The organism is Micromonospora sp. HUAS YX12 (assembly GCF_040215685.1).
Lineage (GTDB): Bacteria > Actinomycetota > Actinomycetes > Mycobacteriales > Micromonosporaceae > Micromonospora > Micromonospora tulbaghiae.
In genome coordinates, this window is sequence record NZ_CP157974.1 from 3,580,994 (window position 1) to 3,599,462 (window position 18,469).

An 18,469-nucleotide genomic window follows, 5' to 3' on the forward strand; every position below is an offset into this window, starting at 1 on the left:
CGACCCCTCGCAATAAGGAGTACAGCCATGTTCCACCCCAACCCCGGACGGCGGGCGGCGCTCGGCGTCGCCGGTGCGGCCGTCCTGCTGCTCTCCCTCGCCGCGTGCGGCGAGGAGGAAAGCACCGACCAGCCCGGTGGCGGCCCCAGCGTCTCGTCGTCGGTCGACGCCGCGCTGGCCGCGAAGGTTCCGGACGCGATCAAGTCGGACGGCAAGATCGTGGTGGGCACCGACTCCACCTACGCCCCGGCGGAGTTCCTGGACACCGACGGTAAGACCGTGATCGGCTTTGACGTCGAGCTGTTCACTGCGGTGGCGGCCAAGCTGGGCCTCAAGGCGGAGTTCGTCTCGGCGCCGTTCGGCGACATCATCAACGGCGTCAACTCGGGCAAGTACGAGGCGGGCGTCTCGTCGTTCACCATCAACGACGACCGCAAGGCCCAGTCGAACATGGTCAGCTACTTCCAGGTCGGCACCCAGTGGGTGACCAAGAAGGGCAACCCGGCCGGGGTCGCGCTGGACAACGCCTGCGGCAAGAACATCGCGGTGCAGAAGGACACGGTCCAGGTCGAGGACATCCAGAAGCGGTCCAAGGCGTGCACCGACGCCGGCAAGCCGGCGATCACCGTCGACCAGTTCCCGGGTCAGGACGCCGCCACCGCCGCCGTCGTGTCCGGCAAGGACGACGCCATGCTCGCCGACTACCCGGTCGGCGTGTACGCGGTGACGAAGTCCAACGACGCCCTGGAGCTGCTGGACAAGCAGTACGAGGCGGCGCCGTACGGCTACGTGCTGGCCAAGGAGCAGACGCAGCTCGCGGAGGCGGTGCGGGACGCCACCAAGGCCGTGATCGCCGACGGCTCGTACAAGCAGGTACTGGACAAGTGGAAGGTGGGAGACGGCGCGATCACGGACCCCGCGATCAACCCGTGACGACATGACCACCGAGGAAGCGACAACCGCACGGGCACGGCCGGAACCGATCAAGGCCGTGCCCGTGCGGCACCCCGGACGATGGGTCGCGGTGGCGGTACTCTCCGTCCTGGCCGCGATGTTCGTCCACCTGCTGGTGACCAACGAGGCCTTCAACTGGTCCTTCATGGTCGGCAGAATGTTCCGGCCGCCGATCATCGAGGGCCTGCTGCGCGGCACCGTGCTGATGACCGTCAGCGCGATGCTCATCGGCGTCACGCTCGGCGTGGTGATCGCCGTGATGCGGCTGTCGGACAATCCGATCCTGCGCGGCGTGGCCTGGCTCTACACCTGGTTCTTCCGGGCCGTGCCCCGGCTGGTGCTGCTGGCCGTCTTCGGCAACATCGGCATTCTGTGGAGCCGGGTCGAGTTCGGGGTGCCGTTCGACACCCAGATCGGCCAGCTGTTCGGCATCGACAACCTGCAACTGCGGCTGTTCGGTTTCTCCTCCCGTGACATCCTGACCGGGTTCATGGCCGGTCTGCTCGGCCTCGCGCTCTCCGAGGCCGCGTACATGGCGGAGATCGTCCGGGCCGGCATCCAGTCGGTCGATCCCGGCCAGACCGAGGCCGCTCAGGCACTCGGCCTGAGCCGTGCCCAGTTGCTGCGCCGGGTGGTGCTGCCGCAAGCGATGCGGGTGATCATCCCGCCGACCGGCAACGAGACCATCGCCATGCTCAAGGACACGTCCCTGTTGCTCTACGTGCCGGTGAGCGTGGAGCTGTTCTTTCAGCTCGACGCGGTCGGCAAACGGACGTTCCAGATCTTCCCGATGTACGTCGCGGCCTGCCTGTGGTACCTGTTCCTGACCAGCATCCTGCTGGTCGGCCAGTACTACCTGGAACGCCACTTCGGCAAGGGCTACGGCGTGACCGGACGGGCCCGGCTGAAGCTGCGAGGGATGACGGCCGAGGCCGGCGGCGGCGCGGGGGTGGTGAAGTGACCGAGCTGATCGTCCCCGCGCAGGCCACCGCGCCGGCCGCCGAGTCCGGGCTGATGGTGCGGGCCGAGCAGGTGCACAAGTCGTTCGGGCCGCTGGAGGTGCTCAAGGGCATCGACCTGGAGGTCCGCTCCGGCGAGGTGTGCTGCCTGCTCGGGCCCTCCGGCTCCGGCAAGTCGACGTTCCTGCGCTGCATCAACCATCTGGAGAAGATCGACGCCGGCCGGATCTGGGTGGACGGCGACCTGATCGGCTACCGGGAGCGCGGCGGCAAGCTGTACGAGATGCGGGACAAGGAGGTCGCCGCGCAGCGCCGTGCCATCGGCATGGTGTTCCAGCGGTTCAACCTGTTCCCGCACATGACGGTGCTGCAGAACGTCATGGAGGCGCCGGTGCTGCTGCGCCAGGCGAAGAAGGCGCAGGCCCGGGAGCACGCCGCGCAGCTGCTGGACCGGGTGGGGCTGGGCGACAAGCTCGGCGCGTACCCCGGTCAGCTCTCCGGTGGCCAGCAGCAGCGGGTGGCGATCGCCCGGGCGCTGGCCATGCGGCCGAAGCTGATGCTGTTCGACGAGCCGACCAGCGCGCTCGACCCGGAGCTGGTGGGCGAGGTGCTGGACACGATGAAGGACCTGGCCCGCGACGGCATGACGATGATCGTGGTGACCCACGAGATCGGCTTCGCCCGCGAGGTGGGCGACCACCTCGTGTTCATGGACGGCGGCGTGGTGGTCGAGCAGGGCGACCCGCGCGAGGTGATCTCGGCGCCCCAGCACGAGCGGACCAAGGCGTTCCTGGCCAAGGTGCTCTAATCATTTTCAGGGCGGACTGGGGGAAATTCCTCCCAGTCCGCCCTGAGGCCGACTCTATCGGAACACTGAAGTAATCTCAGCGACTTTGCGGTAGGTATTTGTATTCGAAATGAGTCAGGTGCAGCGCGGCTGCGACGATGTCGCCGATCCGGCGTGGGCTGGCGGTGGTGTGGCGTAGCGTTTTCCAGCGTCCGATCAGGATGGCGAAGCCGCGTTCGCCTTGCCAGCGCAGCCCGCGCAGCAGCCGGTTGTAGGCGCGGTTGTCGGGTGCGAGACGGCTGCCGTCAGCAGGCTGCTTGACCGGAGTCTTGATGCCATGACCTGCGCTTTCGTAGCCGGAGTCGGCCAGGGCGGGCAGGTCCAGTTCGGCGGCGGACCAGTTCAGCGCAGCGGTCACCCCAAGTTCGCGGGCACAGCTGGTGTCGTGCAGGTGCCCGGGCATCGCCGTCGATGTCCAGATCGGCAGTCCGTCCGGACGGATGATCGCTTGGATGTTCGCGCCGAAGTCTCGGTGCTTTCCGGAGTACCAGGCGTCGATGGTCTCGCCCTTGACCGACAGGGTGGTCTCGGTGAGCCGGTCGCAGTCGAACAGCTTGCCGTCGAGGATCACATGGGACCAGCCGTCGTCGGCGACTCGGCGCAGCGCGGTGTGCAGGTCCTGCGCCTGCGCGGCGAGCACGGCGATGCCCTCGTCGCGGTAGCGGTACGCGGTCGCCCGGGAGATGCCGAACCCGGCACCGAGCAGGGTGATGTCCTCGGCCTTGCGGAACCAGACCAGCACCAGCAGTGCCTGGTAGAAGCAGGTCAACGCGCGGGTGCCGCGCCGTGTCCCCTTGGCTCGGCGTTCCGCGGCGAGCAGCCGGCCGAGGTACTGCACGAGTTCCCTCGGGACGTCGACCATGGCACGATATGCGATCACGTGGGGTCCTCACCGTGTGGGTGATCTTGTGGTGAGAACTACCTACCGAGGACCTCACGTCCACTTCCAGCGCTGTCCGGTCTGAGCGCCTTCATCCGTGTCGCACCAATCAACACATTCGCGTTGCTGAGATCAGCTCACTAGACTAGTTGATGGTGCAGACGGCCCCAACTCGCTGTTCCACGCAAGTTGCTGATTGGGCGTCTGTTATTTTGGTCCAGACGTTGGCGCTTCGCTTTGTCCCGCCCGTGTAGTACCACCCGCTGCTGTTTGTGTAGCCGTCGGCGTCCGCGATTCCAATATCTTTGCTTGATTTGTTGCTAGGCAGCGTATAGATAGTGCACTTCTGGGTGCCGGCGTTCCAGGTGGCACAACTGGATGTGCCGACGCCGAAACGCGCAACCTTGATGGAGTAGTAGCTGGGAAGGAAGTTCCAGACCGTCCCGCATACGACGATCAGGGTGCATTCGCCGTACGGCCTGACGGATGAGTCCGGCGTCGGCGTCACTGACGAGATCTCTGCCCTTCCTTGAAGCTGCTGGTCAGCTGCAGCTGCTGGAGTGCTCTGCAGCGACACTGCAAGTAAGCCTGCAATACTTGCGATAGCCAACTTTCCCCGCATGTTTCCTCCACTTCCTGGTGGTTGCTGATGAAGGTAGGGCGAGGCATTGGCCGGAGTCAACCTTGGGGCGGGGTTGCTGTTGAGGCGGAGATGCGGTATCCGCATTGCTGTGGGCGTGAGTGGAGGGCAGCTCCGGTGGTAGTGCGGCCCAGAAAGCTGGGTGACGGAGTGTCACGTGTCGGGCCTTGTTGTCGTCGGCTCTGTCGGGCGTACGGACTAGAGTCGCAGCCGTGACAGCTACGACGCCGCGCCTGCTCCTCGTTGACGGACATTCCCTGGCATACCGGGCGTTCTTCGCCCTGCCTGTGGAGAACTTCTCCACCACCACGGGGCAGCCGACCAACGCCGTCTACGGCTTCACCTCGATGCTGATCAACGTGCTGCGCGACGAGCAGCCGACGCACATCGTCGTGGCGTTCGACGTCTCCCGCCGCTCCTTCCGCACCGAGAAGTACTCCGAGTACAAGGCCGGCCGCAGCGAGACCCCCACCGACTTCAAGGGCCAGGTCAGCCTGGTCAAGGAGGTCCTCGCCGCGCTGCGCGTGCCGGTGGTCGAGAAGGAGGGCTACGAGGCCGACGACGTCATCGCCACGCTCGCCTGCCAGGCCCGCGACCAGGGCATGGACGTGCTGATCACCACCGGCGACCGGGACGCGTTCCAGCTCGTCGGGGAGCAGGTCACGGTGCTCTACCCGCGCAAGGGCGTCTCCGACCTGGCCCGGATGGACCCGGCCGCGGTCGAGGCGAAGTACGGCGTCACCCCGGACCGCTACCGCGACCTGGCCGCGCTGGTCGGCGAGACCAGCGACAACCTGCCCGGCGTGCCGGGCGTCGGCCCGAAGACCGCGGCCAAGTGGATCAACCTGTACGGCGGCGTCGAGGGCGTGGTGGCCCGCGCCGACGAGATCAAGGGCAAGGCCGGCGACAGCCTGCGCGAGCGGCTGGCCGACGTGATCCGCAACTACGAGATCAACTGCCTGGTCTCCGACCTGGAGCTGCCGGTCCGCCCCGAGGACGCCCGCTGGCAGGGCTGGGACCGCGAAGCGGTGCACCAGGTCTTCGACACGCTCCAGTTCCGCATCCTGCGCGACCGGCTCTACCAATACCTCGAAGCGGTCGAGCCGGAGGCCGAGGCGGGCTTCGACCTGGCCGGCGAGGTGCTCACCGAGCCGGGCGCGCTCGCGGGCTGGCTCGACACGCACGCCCCGGCGGGCACCCCGGTGGGCCTGGCGGTCACGCTCGACACCGGCCCCAACCGCCGGCACACCGCCACCGTGACCGCGATGGCGCTGGCCACCGCCGCCGGCGCGGGCGCCTGGTTCGACCCGAGCGCCCTGGGCGCCGACGACGAGACCGCGCTGGCCGGGTGGCTCGCCGACGCCGAGCGCCCGAAGGTGCTGCACGACAGCAAGCCGGCGGTGCTGGCGTTCGCCGCGCACGGCTGGGAGCTGCAGGGCATCGCCCGCGACACCCAGATCGCCGCCTACCTGGCCCGCCCCGACCAGCGCTCCTACGACCTGACCGACCTGGCGCTGCGTTACCTGCACCGGGAGCTGCGCGTCGACGCGCCGGAGACCGGTCAGCTCACCCTCGACGGGCTCGGCGACGAGGGTGTGGCCGAGCAGAACCTCATGCTCCAGGCCCGCGCCACGCTCGACCTGGCCGACGCGATCGACGCCGAGCTGTCCCGCGACGGCGAGCAGTCGGCCCGGCTGATGGCCGGTGTGGAGCTGCCTCTGATGCGGGTGCTCGCCACCATGGAGCGCACCGGCATCGCCGCCGACACCGACTACCTCTCCGAGCTGGAGGCGCACTTCGCCGCCGAGGTGAAGGCCGCCGCCCAGAGCGCGTACGAGGTGGTCGGCCGGGAGTTCAACCTCGGTTCGCCGAAGCAGTTGCAGGAGATCCTCTTCACCGAGCTGGGCCTGCCCAAGACCAAGCGGATCAAGACCGGCTACACCACCGACGCCGACGCGCTCCAGTGGCTCTACGCCCAGACCGAGCACCCGCTGCTGCACCATCTGCTGCGCCACCGCGACGTGGCGAAGCTCAAGTCGACTGTCGACGGCCTGCTCAAGTCCGTCTCCGACGACGGCCGGATCCACACCACGTTCAACCAGACCGTGGCGGCGACCGGGCGGCTGTCCTCCACCGAGCCGAACCTGCAGAACATCCCGATCCGCACCGAGGAGGGGCGGCGGATCCGGCGCGCGTTCGTGGTCGGTGAGGGCTACGAATGCCTGCTGACCGCCGACTACAGCCAGATCGAGATGCGGATCATGGCGCACCTGTCCTCGGACGACGCGCTGATCGAGGCGTTCAACTCCGGGCACGACTTCCACGCCGCCACCGCGTCCTCGGTCTTCAACGTCGAGGTCGGTGACGTGACCGCCGACCAGCGTCGCAAGATCAAGGCGATGAACTACGGCCTGGCGTACGGGCTCAGCGCGTTCGGCCTGTCCCAGCAGCTCGGCATCAGCGCCGAGGAGGCGCGCGGGCTGATGGAGAACTACTTCGCCGGGTTCGGCGGGGTCCGCGACTACCTCCAGGAGGTGGTGGCCCGCGCCCGCCAGGACGGCTACACCTCCACCATCCTGGGTCGCCGCCGCTACCTGCCGGACCTGGTCAGCGACAACCGGCAGCGCCGCGAGATGGCCGAGCGGATGGCGCTCAACGCCCCGATCCAGGGTTCGGCGGCCGACATCATCAAGGTCGCCATGCTGCACGTCGACAGCGCGCTGCGCGACGCCGGGCTGCGGTCCCGGATGCTGTTGCAGGTGCACGACGAGCTGGTCTTCGAGGTCGCGCCGGGCGAGCGGGAGGCGCTGGAGGCGCTGGTGCGCAAGGAGATGGGCGAGGCGTACCCGCTGTCGGTGCCGCTGGAGGTCTCAGTCGGCGAGGGCCGCGACTGGAACAGCGCCGACCACTGACCCTCCCAGCCCTCTGGGCATCCACCTCGGCCGGCCCGCCCGCCCGCGGTGATCAAGGAGTTTGCGTCCCCCCGGGGCCCGAACCAGGACACGAACTCCTTGATCACCGCAGTGGGACGGGTGAGTGCGGCAGGGTCGGACGGGCCGGTCAGAGACCGAGCAGGGCGGGCATCGCGTTGAGCGCTCCGTGCACCACGAGCAGCGGCCACATCCGGCGGTACCGGGACCACAGGTAGCCGAGGAACAACCCGAGCACGCCGTGGTTGACGACCACAGTGGCCAGGTCGACTCCGGGCCGTCCGGTGCCCTGGATGGCCACGTGCCAGGCCGCCCACACCAGCGACGCGAGCACGATCGCCGGCCAGCGGCCCAGCAGCGACTCCCACCGGGTCTGCAGCCACCGCCGGTAGAAGACCTCCTCCAGCAGCGCGTTCACCGCGAAGCCGGCCAGCAGGATGACGACGAGCGTCACCGGTCTGAACGTCCGCCCCCAGTCGCCGGCAGGCACGGCCAGCGGCGTCGCGTAGCTGAGCACCAGCCACACCGCGACCGGCAGCGCCGGACCCCACCGGTGGGCGGCGTCCGCCGGGGCCGGCCCCGGCCGCCACCGCGGCGGCCGGCGGCGCGCGGCCAGGAACACCCCCGCCGGTACGCCGAGCAGCAGCGCCAGCTTCAACACGGTGTACGCCGGTTCGCCGCCCAGCAGCGGCATGACGGCGGCGAACGCGATCCCGGCCAGCAGCAGCGGCACCGCCTCGCGGTACGGCGCGACGGGGTCCGGCCACCTCGGATCGGCCGCGGGTGGAATCAGCCGGATCAGCGCGATGCCGGCCAGGGCCGGGATCCACCGGCTCCACATCGGCACGGTGCCGTCGTGGTCGGCGCTGTACCTGATGCCGAGGTTGCCGGTCGCCACCAGGAGGACCGCCGAGACGACGACGAGCCCGAGGCCCGCCAGGAGGACCACCCGTCCGGCGCGGGGATGACGGCCGGCAACCGGCGTGTCTGTCGTCATCGCCGGCACGGTACCAACGCGCGGCGAACGGACCGGCCGGCTCAGCCCTTGAGCGGGTCGTGACCCCAGTTCATCAGCGACCAGCGCCACCTGGTGTCCCGCACGTCGCCCGCGGGACGTTGCGCCAGGTGGCGGTGCACGTACCCGATGACCTTGCGCATGTGCTTGTAGTCGGCGGCGGTGAGGTCGGCGCGCTTGCGTCGCAGCAGGTCGACGATGCGCCGGCCGGAGTCGTGGCCGACCGACTCGCCGCCCTGGGTGCCCTTCTTGTGCCAGCCGACGTGCTTGGACTCCTCGCTCTCCAGCCAGCGGGACAGCTCGCCCGGTTTCATGTTCACCGCGTCGGTGAACTCCCGGTACGTCTGCTGCGGATCCTCAGCGCGACTCATGGCGAAGCACCTCCGGGCGGTGGGCGACGTCGCGGCCCGAGTCGTCGTTGGTGATCCGGTACTGCGGCTGCTCCGGCGAGGCGTTCACGGGGTGCCCGCGTACGTGGGTGCGCTCGGTCAGCTTCTCCTTGACGACGCCGTACGCCCGGCCGCTGTGGCTGGCCCAGGAGACGTGGTCCCCGGCGTGGAACTCCTTCTCGGCCATGCCGCCCGGTTACCCGGAGTGGATGCCGAGTAACGGCGTCGTCAGGGCCGGATCTCTGCCATCGGCAGCTTGATCGCAAACGGCTCGGGCAGCTCGATCACCTCGCTGCCGTCGTCCACCAGTTCGTACTGCCGCTCGCCGCCCGGGCCGATCCGGTCACCGAGGCGGTACGCGTAGAGGTGCACCGGATCCTGCTCGATCCGCCAGTAGAAGGGAATCCCGGCGGCGGCGTACTCGCCCGGCTTGGCGAACCGGTCGACCCGCCGGGTGCCGGGGGAGACGATCTCGACGGCCAGGACGACGTCCGCCGGTCGCAGGAGGGGCCGGTCGCTCGGCAGCCCGGCGTGGTGGAGCAGCACGTCCGGTTGCCGACTGGTGTTCGGGCTGAGCCCGACTCCGACGGCTTGGGATGCCCGCAGGTGAGCCGGTACGTGCGATCGAAGCCATAGCCACAGCAAGCTGGAGATGGTCTGGTGGCCCAGGGTGGGGGAGGGTGTCACCTGGATTACTCCGTCGACGAGTTCGACGCGGGGGGCGTCGTCCGGCAGGGTGAGCAGATCCTCCAGCGTGTAGTCCGCACGCTGCTGCCTCATCGGGTCCGGACACCAGGGGCCAGGTGATGTCGGGATGGGCTCGGCGCTCATACGGCGAGCGTACGCCGGGTGCCGGAGCCCGTGTCGCACCGGACGTCCGACGCGCTCAGTCTGTCGGCTTCTCCGCGACGAAGATCGCGGTGCCGGGGAACAGCCGGCCGCGCAGTGGGCTCCACTGGCCCCAGATCCCCTCGTGTCCGGCCGGCCACTCCGGCTCCACCAGGTCCAGCAGGCGGAAACCGGCGCCGACCAGCTCCCGGATCCGGTCGCCCAGGGTGCGGTGCTGCTCGACGTACGTGGCCACGCCGTGCTCGTCCTGCTCGACGTAGGGGGAGCGGTCGAAGTACGAGTGCACGGCGGTCAGCCCGCCCTCGCCCGGGTCGTCCAGGAAGATCCAGCGCATCGGGTGGGTGACCGAGAAGACCCACCGGCCGCCGGGGCGCAGCACCCGTGCCACCTCGCGCATCGCCGCCGCCGAGTCGTCCACGAACGGGATCGCGCCGAACGCGGTGCAGACCGTGTCGAACGCGGCGTCGGCGAACGGCAGCGCGAGCGCGTCGGCCTGCACCAGCGGCACGCGTACCCCGGTGCGTCCGGCGGCCTCGGCGGCGTGCCGCAACATGCCTGCGGACAGGTCCAGCGCGACCGGCCGGGCGCCCTGGGCGGCGAGCCAGCGGGCGGCGGCGGCCGCCCCGGCGCCGAGTTCGAGGATCCGCCGGCCGGCCACGTCGCCGAGCAGCCGGGCGTCGGCCTCGCGCAGCCCCTCCGGGCACCAGACGAAGTCGGTGTCGCCGAGGAACGCGCCGTGCTCGGCCTGGTACGCGTCGGCGTCGGTGTCCCACCAGCCGCGGTTGGCGCGGCGGATCTCCCCGGCGTCGACCCGTCGGCGGGTCACCCTGTCGTCGTCCACGGGTTCACGCTAGGTCCGGCGGCGCGGCCACGGTGCGGTGGGGGTGGCGGCTGGGGCGGATGTGACGGACGAGACAGCTGTGGCACCTTACCGAGCAAAATCTCCGCTTTCGCAGCGGATGAGTTCGCGCGGACCCGGGAGGGCTTGCACGCTGTGGTAATGCAGCGGGTAGGCTAGACGATGCGCTCGCGGATCGTGTGCCTCGGCAGGGAGCAGGTGCGCGGTCACCGGAGCCACTAATGATCTTCTCGCGTCGATCGTTCGGTGTGCCCGGCGACGGATCCGCTGGCGCGGAAGAGTCACCGCGACACCCATGCCCGCTGTGACACCCATCCGACCGGAGCAACCGCCCACATGACGAGCAGCATCGAGGCCACCTCGAGCGCCAACAAGGTCACCCACGACGACCTCGGCTCTGAGGAAGCTTTCCTCGCCGCGATCGACGAGACCATCAAGTACTTCAACGACGGCGACATTGTCGAAGGCACCGTCGTCAAGGTCGATCGGGACGAGGTCCTGCTCGACATCGGCTACAAGACCGAGGGCGTCATCCCCTCTCGGGAGCTGTCGATCAAGCACGACGTGGACCCGGCCGAGGTCGTTTCGGTCGGCGACCACATCGAGGCCCTCGTCCTCCAGAAGGAGGACAAGGAGGGTCGGCTGATCCTCTCCAAGAAGCGGGCGCAGTACGAGCGGGCCTGGGGCACGATCGAGAAGATCAAGGACGAGGACGGCGTCGTCCGCGGCTCGGTCATCGAGGTCGTCAAGGGTGGTCTCATCCTCGACATCGGCCTGCGTGGCTTCCTGCCCGCGTCGCTCGTCGAGATGCGGCGTGTGCGTGACCTGCAGCCGTACGTCGGCCGCGAGCTCGAAGCCAAGATCATCGAGCTGGACAAGAACCGCAACAACGTGGTGCTGTCCCGCCGGGCCTGGCTGGAGCAGACGCAGTCCGAGGTGCGCACCGAGTTCCTCAACAAGCTGCAGAAGGGGCAGGTCCGCAAGGGCGTCGTCTCCTCGATCGTCAACTTCGGCGCGTTCGTCGACCTGGGTGGCGTGGACGGCCTGGTGCACGTCTCCGAGCTGTCCTGGAAGCACATCGACCACCCGTCCGAGGTCGTCGAGGTGGGCCAGGAGGTCGAGGTCGAGGTCCTGGACGTCGACCTGGACCGCGAGCGGGTCTCGCTGTCGCTGAAGGCGACGCAGGAGGACCCGTGGCGTCAGTTCGCCCGCACCCACGCGATCCAGCAGATCGTGCCGGGTAAGGTCACCAAGCTGGTGCCGTTCGGCGCGTTCGTCCGGGTGGACGACGGCATCGAGGGCCTGGTCCACATCTCCGAGCTGGCCGAGCGCCACGTGGAGATCCCGGAGCAGGTCGTGCAGGTCGGCTCCGAGGTCATGGTCAAGGTCATCGACATCGACCTGGAGCGCCGCCGGATCTCGCTGTCGCTCAAGCAGGCCAACGAGGGCTTCGTCGAGGGCGAGGAGCACTTCGACCCGACCCTCTACGGCATGGCCGCGACGTACGACGAGCAGGGCAACTACATCTACCCGGAGGGCTTCGACCCGGAGACGGGCGAGTGGCTCGAGGGCTACGACAAGCAGCGCGAGACCTGGGAGCAGCAGTACGCCGAGGCGCGTCAGCGCTGGGAGGCCCACACCAAGCAGGTGCAGACCTCCCGCGCCGCCGACGCCGAGGCCGCTGCCAACCCGGCTCCGGCCACCACCGGCACCACCTCGACCTCGACCTCGGCCCCGAGCCGTCAGGCCGAGGAGCCGGCCGGCACGCTTGCCACCGACGAGGCGCTCGCCGCGCTGCGGGAGAAGCTCGCCGGCGGCAAGTGACCGGACGCTGACGCGGGTTCGTCCCACCGGACGAACCGGCGACTGCCTCTGACGACGGGCCCCGTCCCCGCGTTCCGCACCAGCGGAGCGCCGGGGGCGGGGCCCGCGTCGTACGCCGGGCGGGTTTGGCATGCCGACGCCGGATCCGGTTGACTGTCCGGGTGCTGAAGGTGGGGCTGACCGGCGGAATCGGATCGGGCAAGAGCGCGGTGGCGAGCCGCCTCGCCGCGCTGGGCGCGGTGATCGTCGACTCGGACCGCATCGCCCGCGAGATCGTCGCGCCCGGCACCGACGGGCTGGCCGAGGTGGTCGCCGCCTTCTCCGAGAAGATCCTGGACGCCGACGGGGCGCTGGACCGGGCCGCCCTCGGCGCGCTGGTCTTCGGCGACGAGGCCGCCCGCCGCACGCTCGAAGGAATCACCCACCCCCGCGTACGCGCGCGCAGCGCCGAACTGGTCGCCGCCGCACCGGCCGACGCGATCGTCGTGAACGACGTACCGCTGCTGACCGAGGTGGGGCTGGCGCCGACGTACCACCTGGTGGTCGTGGTGCAGACGGCCGTGCCGGCCCGGATGGCCCGGCTGAGCCGCGACCGGGGCATGTCCGCGGCGGAGGCGCAGCGGCGCATCGCCGCGCAGGCCGACGACGCCACCCGCAGCGCGGTCGCCGACGTGGTGCTCACCAACGACGGCACGCTCACCGAGCTGCACGCCGCCGTGGACGCCCTCTGGCGGGACCGCCTGCTGCCCTACGAGCGCAACGTCCGCGAGCGCCGCGCCGTCCCGCCCGACCCGGCGGCGCTGGCCGGGCCGGATCCGACCTGGCCCGAGCAGTACGCCCGGCTGGCCGCCCGGATCCGCCACGCCGCAGGCGGTGACATCCGGGTCGACCACGTCGGCTCCACCGCCGTGCCGGGGCTCGCCGCCCCGGACGTGATCGACATCCAGGTGACGGTGTCCTCGCTCGACGAGGCGGACGGGCCGCTCGCGCAGCGGCTGGCCGAGGCGGGTTTCCCGCGGCTGCCGGGCGAGTGGTGGGACGCTCCGCGGCAGCCGGAGCCGGTGCGCTGGGCCAAGCGGCTGCACGGCGGCGCGGACCCGGGGCGTCCGGTGCGCCTGCACCTGCGGGAGGCCGGTTCGCCCGGCTGGCGGTACGCGCTGCTGATGCGCGACCACCTGCGCGCCGACCCGGCGCGGCGGGCCGACTACCTCCAGGTGAAGCGGGATCTCGCGGCGGCCGCGCCGGAGCACGCCACCTGGGGCACGGTGACCGATCCCTGGTTCGACGAGGAGCACCTGCGCGCCGAGGAGTGGGCCGCGCAGACCGGCTGGCGGCCCTGACCGGGCCGTCCCGGGAGCGCCGGCGGGCCGCGGAGGCCGCGCCGGTTCAGCGCGACGTCCAGGCCGACGATCCGCCGCTGCCCGCCGCCCGCCCCGGCGCGAGGTCGAGCCGGATCCACACGCCCGAACCGGTCCGAAGTTCCATCCGGCGCGGCAGACCACCGCGGTCCAGCCACAGACGGCGGCCGCCCGGCAGCTCGAACACGTCGACCGTCCGGTCGCCCAGGCGGTCCTCCCGGACCCGGACGGTGTCACCGGCCGGCGGGCGCCGGGCCGCCCGCAGTGCCGCGTCGAGCAGCCGGTCGAGATCGTCGCCGGGCGGGCGCGCGGGGGCCGCGAGCAGCGCGGCCGGCATCGGGGCCGGAGGCGTGGCGGGTCCGCCGGGGGACCGCGGCACCTGCGCCACCCGTCCCGGCCGGGCCCAGCGGAGGGTACGCCGGCCGTTGCCCTCATCGATCACCGCGAGGTACGCCGACGGGCTCGTCCAGTCCACCGTGCCGGTGGCCCGCAGGTCGGCCGACGGGGTGAGCGGAGCGGCCACGGTCACCGCCGAGCCGCCCAGCGCCCGTAGCCGGGCGGGCAGCGCGGCCAGCCGGGCGGCCTCGTCGTCGGTGAGCGCCCGGGGCTGCCCGGGCCGGCCGCCGAGGGCGTCCACCGCATGCAGGGTGGGCCGGTCGGCGCGGGTCAGGTCGACGGTGACGGGTGTGCCGTCGGCCAGCCGGCCGGTGAGCCGGTGCAACCGGGCGTCCGCGTCCACCCACAGCGTCGGCCGCGGGTCGCCAGGCGGTGCGAGGGGCGCCTGGAGCACGTCCACCGGGATGCCGCCGACCCGGTCGTGGCGCAGCCACCGGCCGTCGGTGGCGGGCCTGTCGACCCGGTCGGCGCCGAGCCCGATCAGCAGGTCGCGTACCGCGCCCAGACCGTGCCCGCCGGCTGCCTCCCGCATCCGCCACCGGTCCGGCGGGGGCACCAGCGGGGGCCGGGCCGGAGTGGGGAGCGCGCCGGGGTCGGGCCGTACCAGCAGCGCGGACGCGGTGGCCTGGACCAGGCCCCGGTCGGCGCCCGCGCCCGGGCCGCCGGAGTCCAGGTAGACCAGGGGGCGCGCCCAGTCGACCCAGCCGACCAGTTCGGTGCGGGCGGCGTCGGCCCCGACGGTGACCCGGACGCCGGCGCGTACGTCGCGCAGGTTGGTGACCCGCAGCGCGGCCACCCGGTCGGCCTCGGCGGCGGTGAGCGGACGTGCCGTCCCGGTCTCGTCGGCGCGGTCGGGTACCCAGGTCAGCAGGCCGGCGACGAGCGTCGCGGCGGAGATCGCGGCGGTTGCCACGAGCGCGGCGAGCGCGATCCGGCGCCGGTCCGGCCCGTCCGGCGGGTCGTCGGCGCCGTCCAGCTCCGGGTCGCCGGCCGGCCGGGTGGTGAGCGTGGGACGGTGGCCGGCGAGCGGGTCGGCGCGGCGCCGCCGGCCGGCCACGGTGGCGGGCCGGGTCGGTGTGCTGGTGCGGCCGCGACGGTGGCCGCGGCCCGGTTCCCGGGGTACGGCCTGGTCGCCGTCGCCACGCGCGGAGAGCGGGTGGGGGCGGCTCGCGCCGCGCCGGCGGCCCGGCTCGTCGACGGGCGGGGGCGCGCCGGTGTCGGGCGGGGGCGCGCCGGTGTCGGGCTCGCGTCGCGGCCGGCGATCGGGAGAGATCCCCACGAGTGGAGAACGCGAGAGCGGGGTTTCGGTGACGAGCAGGGGCGCTCGCGGCGGCCGGTCAGCGCTGCGCGCGACCACCGTCGGCGCGCACGCCGGTCGTCCCGGGTGCTGCGGCCCTGGCGCCGGGGGCGATCCGGCCCCGCGAGGGGCGATCACCGGCCCGGTCGGCCGCCGCGAGCGGCCTACGGTATTGAGGGTAGACCGGTGAGATGAGCCACACAATGGGAATATCGAAGCCGATCAGGGACGGTCGGTGGTCGTGGCCGGAAGTGTCGGACCTCGGGCGTACCGTTGGTGTCATGGCGCTCGACATTCCCCGGCTCGACGGCCGCTTCCAGGTCGTCAGTGAGTTCCAGCCGGCCGGTGACCAGCCGGCTGCCATCGACGAGCTTGAGCGTCGCGTGCGGCGCGGCGACCGCAACACGGTGCTGCTCGGCGCGACCGGCACGGGCAAGAGCGCCACCACGGCGTGGCTGGTCGAGCGGCTCCAGCGGCCGACCCTGGTGCTCGCCCCCAACAAGACCCTCGCCGCCCAGCTCGCGAAGGAGTTCGGCGAGCTGCTGCCGCGCAACGCGGTCGAATACTTCGTCTCCTACTACGACTACTACCAGCCCGAGGCCTACATCCCGCAGACCGACACCTACATCGAGAAGGACTCCTCGATCAACGAGGAGGTCGAGCGGCTGCGGCACTCGGCCACGATGTCGCTGCTCACCCGGCGGGACGTCATCGTGGTCGCCACCGTGTCGGCGATCTACGGCCTGGGCACGCCGGAGGAATACCTCGACCGGGCCGTGCGGGTCAAGGTCGGGCAGGAGCTGGACCGCGACCAGCTGCTGCGCCGGCTGGTCGACATCCAGTACACGCGCAACGACATGGCCTTCCAGCGCGGCACGTTCCGGGTCCGCGGCGACACGCTGGAGATCATCCCGGCGTACGAGGAGCTGGCGGTCCGGATCGAGCTGTTCGGCGACGAGATCGAGAAGCTCTACTACCTCAACCCGCTGACCGGTGACGTGGTCCGCGAGGTCGACAGCCTGATGATCTTCCCGGCCACGCACTACGCCGCCGGTCCCGAGCGGATGGAGCGGGCGATCCGCGACATCGAGGCCGAGCTGGGTGAGCGGCTGGCCGAGCTGGAACGGCAGGGCAAGCTGCTGGAGGCCCAGCGGCTGCGCATGCGCACCACCTACGACATCGAGATGATGCGTCAGGTGGGCTTCTGCTCCGGCATCGAGAACTACTCCATGCACATCGACGGCCGGCTGCCGGGCAGCCCGCCGCACTGCCTGCTCGACTACTTCCCCGACGACTTCCTGACTGTGGTCGACGAGTCGCACGTGACCATCCCGCAGATCGGCGGCATGTACGAGGGCGACGCCTCCCGTAAGCGGATGCTGATCGACCACGGCTTCCGGCTCCCCAGCGCGGCGGACAACCGGCCGCTGCGCTTCGACGAGTTCCTGGAGCGGGTGGGCCAGATGGTCTTCCTCTCCGCCACCCCCGGCCCGTGGGAGCTGGAGCAGGCGCAGGGCGAGTTCGTCGAGCAGGTGATCCGGCCCACCGGCCTGATCGACCCCGAGGTGGTGGTCAAGCCGACCAAGGGGCAGATCGACGACCTCATGCACGAGATCAAGCTGCGTACCGAGCGGGACGAGCGGGTGCTCGTCACCACGCTCACCAAGAAGATGGCCGAGGACCTCTCCGACTACCTGCTGGAGAACGGCATCCGGGTGCGCTACCTGCACTCCGAGGTCGACACGCTGCGCCGTGTCGAGCTGCTGCGCGAGCTGCGCAAGGGCGACTACGACGTGCTGGTCGGCATCAACCTGCTCCGGGAGGGTCTCGACCTGCCCGAGGTCTCGCTGGTGGCGATCCTGGACGCCGACAAGGAGGGCTTCCTGCGCAGCGGCCGGTCGCTGATCCAGACCATCGGCCGCGCGGCCCGTAACGTCTCCGGTCAGGTCCACATGTACGCCGACAAGATCACGCCGTCGATGGCGGACGCGATCGACGAGACCAACCGGCGCCGGGCCAAGCAGATCGCGCACAACGAGGCCAACGGCATCAAGCCGGAGCCGCTGCGCAAGAAGATCCACGACATCCTCGACGACATCTACCGCGAGGCGGAGGACACCGAGAACAGCAACGTCGGCGGGGCCGCGCGGCAGTTGTCCCGCGGCAAGGCGCCGGTCAAGGAGACGCGCAGCCGCCGGGGCGCCGCCGCGACCCCGTCGCGCGAGGGGATGGCCCGGGCCGACCTGGCCAACCTCATCCAGGAGCTCAACGACCAGATGCTCGCCGCCGCGCGGGAGTTGCAGTTCGAGCTGGCCGCGCGGATCCGCGACGAGGTAGCCGACCTCAAGAAGGAGCTGCGCGGGATGGACGCCGCAGGGGTCCGGTGACCGGCGCGACGGCCGGTGCGGCGCGATGCTGACCGAGGCCGTCGTCGCGCGCCCCGACCCGCGGCTGCGCCAGTGGGTGGACCGCTACCTCGGCTACCGGGAGGACGCGCCCGTCCCGCTCGTGCGCCGGGAGGTGGCGGGCGCGTTCGTCGTGCTGATCCTCGGCTGGGGCGACCCGCTCGACGTGACCGACCCGCGTGCTCCCGGCCGGGGCGCGTACGCCGCCAACGCCTTCCTGGCCGGCCCGTACGACGGCTGGTGCGCCACCCGGATTGCCGGGACCGGCACCGGGCTGCAGATACTGCTGACCGCCCCGGCGGCCCGCCGCCTGCTCGGGCTGCCGCTGGCCGAGCTGGCCAACCGGGCGGTGCCTGTCGACGCGGTGGCGGGCTGGCTGGCCCGGCTGCGCGACGAGCTGGCCGGCGATCCGGGCTGGCCGGAGCGCTTCGCCCGGCTCGACGCCGCCCTGGCCGCACGGCTGGCGGCGACCGCGCCGCTGGACCCGCACCTGCTGGCGGCCTGGCGGCGCCTGGACGGCAGCGGGGGAGCGGTCGGCGTTGCCACGCTCGCCGGGGAGCTGGGCTGGTCCCGCCGCCACCTGTCGGTCCGGTTCCGGCGGGAGTTCGGCCTGCCGCCGAAGACTGTCGGCCGCCTGCTGCGCTTCGAGCGGGCGTACGCGAGCCTGGGCCGGACGCTGCTCACCGCGGACGCCGCAGTGCCGGACGACGCCGGATGGGCGGAGCGGGCCGCCCGGTGGGGCTACTACGACCAGTCGCACCTGATCCGGGAGTTCCGCGAGTTCGCCGGCGCCACCCCGGCCGCGCTGACCGCGCCCTGATCGCATTCGTCCAATCCGGCCCGACCGCCCCGGCGGCAGACTGACCG

16 protein-coding genes are annotated in these 18,469 nt (G+C 71.3%); 8 read left to right on the plus strand and 8 right to left on the minus strand.

Going from position 1 to position 18,469, the window contains the following annotated elements; translation table 11 throughout:
- Positions 1–27: 27 nt before the first annotated feature.
- The 3 genes from ABIH81_RS17420 to ABIH81_RS17430 are packed head-to-tail and all read left to right on the plus strand — an operon-like array spanning position 28 to position 2,721.
- Positions 28–933, plus strand: coding sequence for an ABC transporter substrate-binding protein (locus ABIH81_RS17420; RefSeq protein WP_349875973.1), 906 nt, complete (start codon positions 28–30; stop codon positions 931–933).
- Between the two features lie 4 nt (positions 934–937).
- A complete protein-coding gene (locus ABIH81_RS17425; protein ID WP_091331158.1) occupies positions 938–1,915 on the plus strand; it encodes an amino acid ABC transporter permease in 978 nt (325 codons plus the stop codon).
- A 53-nt stretch (positions 1,916–1,968) separates the two neighbouring features.
- The gene (locus tag ABIH81_RS17430) at positions 1,969–2,721 is read left to right on the plus strand and encodes an amino acid ABC transporter ATP-binding protein (protein WP_176739883.1); all 753 of its coding nucleotides are present in this window, start codon (positions 1,969–1,971) and stop codon (positions 2,719–2,721) included.
- Between the two features lie 76 nt (positions 2,722–2,797).
- On the opposite strand, the gene ABIH81_RS17435 is transcribed toward ABIH81_RS17430, so the two are convergent.
- The gene (locus tag ABIH81_RS17435) at positions 2,798–3,622 is read right to left on the minus strand and encodes a transposase family protein (RefSeq protein WP_349881014.1); all 825 of its coding nucleotides are present in this window, start codon (positions 3,620–3,622) and stop codon (positions 2,798–2,800) included.
- 163 nt (positions 3,623–3,785) lie between these two features.
- Positions 3,786–4,262 carry a hypothetical protein gene (locus ABIH81_RS17440; RefSeq protein WP_349875974.1) on the minus strand — a complete coding sequence of 159 codons (477 nt, stop codon included), beginning with the start codon at positions 4,260–4,262 and terminating at the stop codon, positions 3,786–3,788.
- Between the two features lie 230 nt (positions 4,263–4,492).
- Between ABIH81_RS17440 and polA the strand changes: the two genes are divergently transcribed.
- Entirely contained in the window at positions 4,493–7,192 is a 2,700-nt protein-coding gene (polA, locus tag ABIH81_RS17445) for a DNA polymerase I (RefSeq protein WP_349875975.1), read from the plus strand.
- A 148-nt stretch (positions 7,193–7,340) separates the two neighbouring features.
- Here the strand turns inward: polA and ABIH81_RS17450 are convergent, their stop codons facing one another.
- From ABIH81_RS17450 to ABIH81_RS17470, 5 genes are all read right to left on the minus strand, one after another.
- Entirely contained in the window at positions 7,341–8,207 is an 867-nt protein-coding gene (locus ABIH81_RS17450; protein WP_349875976.1) for a CPBP family intramembrane glutamic endopeptidase, read from the minus strand.
- A gap of 41 nt (positions 8,208–8,248) precedes the next feature.
- Complete coding sequence (locus tag ABIH81_RS17455) at positions 8,249–8,596, minus strand: DUF3140 domain-containing protein (protein WP_013287507.1); 348 nt, start codon at positions 8,594–8,596, stop codon at positions 8,249–8,251.
- On the minus strand, positions 8,583–8,801 hold the full coding sequence (locus ABIH81_RS17460; protein ID WP_349875977.1) for a DUF2945 domain-containing protein: 219 nt from the start codon (positions 8,799–8,801) through the stop codon (positions 8,583–8,585). Before ABIH81_RS17460 ends, ABIH81_RS17455 begins: the two co-directional genes overlap by 14 nt.
- 41 nt (positions 8,802–8,842) lie before the next feature.
- Positions 8,843–9,394, minus strand: a complete 552-nt coding sequence (locus tag ABIH81_RS17465; protein WP_349875978.1) for a Uma2 family endonuclease — start codon at positions 9,392–9,394, stop codon at positions 8,843–8,845.
- Positions 9,395–9,500: 106 nt separating this feature from the next.
- A complete protein-coding gene (locus tag ABIH81_RS17470; protein WP_349875979.1) occupies positions 9,501–10,304 on the minus strand; it encodes a methyltransferase domain-containing protein in 804 nt (267 codons plus the stop codon).
- A gap of 354 nt (positions 10,305–10,658) precedes the next feature.
- Between ABIH81_RS17470 and rpsA the strand changes: the two genes are divergently transcribed.
- Positions 10,659–12,146, plus strand: a complete 1,488-nt coding sequence (rpsA, locus tag ABIH81_RS17475; RefSeq protein ID WP_349875980.1) for a 30S ribosomal protein S1 — start codon at positions 10,659–10,661, stop codon at positions 12,144–12,146.
- 161 nt (positions 12,147–12,307) lie between these two features.
- Positions 12,308–13,486, plus strand: coding sequence for a dephospho-CoA kinase (gene coaE / locus ABIH81_RS17480; RefSeq protein WP_349875981.1), 1,179 nt, complete (start codon positions 12,308–12,310; stop codon positions 13,484–13,486).
- Positions 13,487–13,532: 46 nt separating this feature from the next.
- Here coaE and ABIH81_RS17485 read toward each other — a convergent pair whose 3' ends face one another.
- On the minus strand, positions 13,533–15,179 hold the full coding sequence (locus ABIH81_RS17485) for a hypothetical protein (RefSeq protein WP_349875982.1): 1,647 nt from the start codon (positions 15,177–15,179) through the stop codon (positions 13,533–13,535).
- Between the two features lie 299 nt (positions 15,180–15,478).
- On the opposite strand from ABIH81_RS17485, the gene uvrB reads away from it, so the two are divergent.
- Entirely contained in the window at positions 15,479–17,584 is a 2,106-nt protein-coding gene (gene uvrB / locus ABIH81_RS17490; protein WP_349875983.1) for an excinuclease ABC subunit UvrB, read from the plus strand.
- Positions 17,585–17,609: 25 nt separating this feature from the next.
- Positions 17,610–18,422, plus strand: a complete 813-nt coding sequence (locus tag ABIH81_RS17495; protein WP_349875984.1) for a helix-turn-helix domain-containing protein — start codon at positions 17,610–17,612, stop codon at positions 18,420–18,422.
- Positions 18,423–18,469: the final 47 nt, after the last annotated feature.

Excerpts from the sequence above, each read along its gene's own strand:
- ABIH81_RS17435 (WP_349881014.1), bottom strand. The coding sequence starts at position 3,622 with ATGGTCGACGTCCCGAGGGAACTCGTGCAGTACCTCGGCCGGCTGCTC.
- ABIH81_RS17450 (WP_349875976.1), bottom strand. The coding sequence starts at position 8,207 with ATGACGACAGACACGCCGGTTGCCGGCCGTCATCCCCGCGCCGGACGG.
- uvrB (WP_349875983.1), top strand. The coding sequence starts at position 15,479 with ATGGCGCTCGACATTCCCCGGCTCGACGGCCGCTTCCAGGTCGTCAGT.
- ABIH81_RS17420 (WP_349875973.1), top strand. The coding sequence starts at position 28 with ATGTTCCACCCCAACCCCGGACGGCGGGCGGCGCTCGGCGTCGCCGGT.
- ABIH81_RS17425 (WP_091331158.1), top strand. The coding sequence starts at position 938 with ATGACCACCGAGGAAGCGACAACCGCACGGGCACGGCCGGAACCGATC.
- ABIH81_RS17455 (WP_013287507.1), bottom strand. The coding sequence starts at position 8,596 with ATGAGTCGCGCTGAGGATCCGCAGCAGACGTACCGGGAGTTCACCGAC.
- rpsA (WP_349875980.1), top strand. The coding sequence starts at position 10,659 with ATGACGAGCAGCATCGAGGCCACCTCGAGCGCCAACAAGGTCACCCAC.
- ABIH81_RS17440 (WP_349875974.1), bottom strand. The coding sequence starts at position 4,262 with ATGCGGGGAAAGTTGGCTATCGCAAGTATTGCAGGCTTACTTGCAGTG.
- ABIH81_RS17495 (WP_349875984.1), top strand. The coding sequence starts at position 17,610 with ATGCTGACCGAGGCCGTCGTCGCGCGCCCCGACCCGCGGCTGCGCCAG.
- ABIH81_RS17460 (WP_349875977.1), bottom strand. The coding sequence starts at position 8,801 with ATGGCCGAGAAGGAGTTCCACGCCGGGGACCACGTCTCCTGGGCCAGC.
- ABIH81_RS17430 (WP_176739883.1), top strand. The coding sequence starts at position 1,969 with ATGGTGCGGGCCGAGCAGGTGCACAAGTCGTTCGGGCCGCTGGAGGTG.
- ABIH81_RS17465 (WP_349875978.1), bottom strand. The coding sequence starts at position 9,394 with ATGAGGCAGCAGCGTGCGGACTACACGCTGGAGGATCTGCTCACCCTG.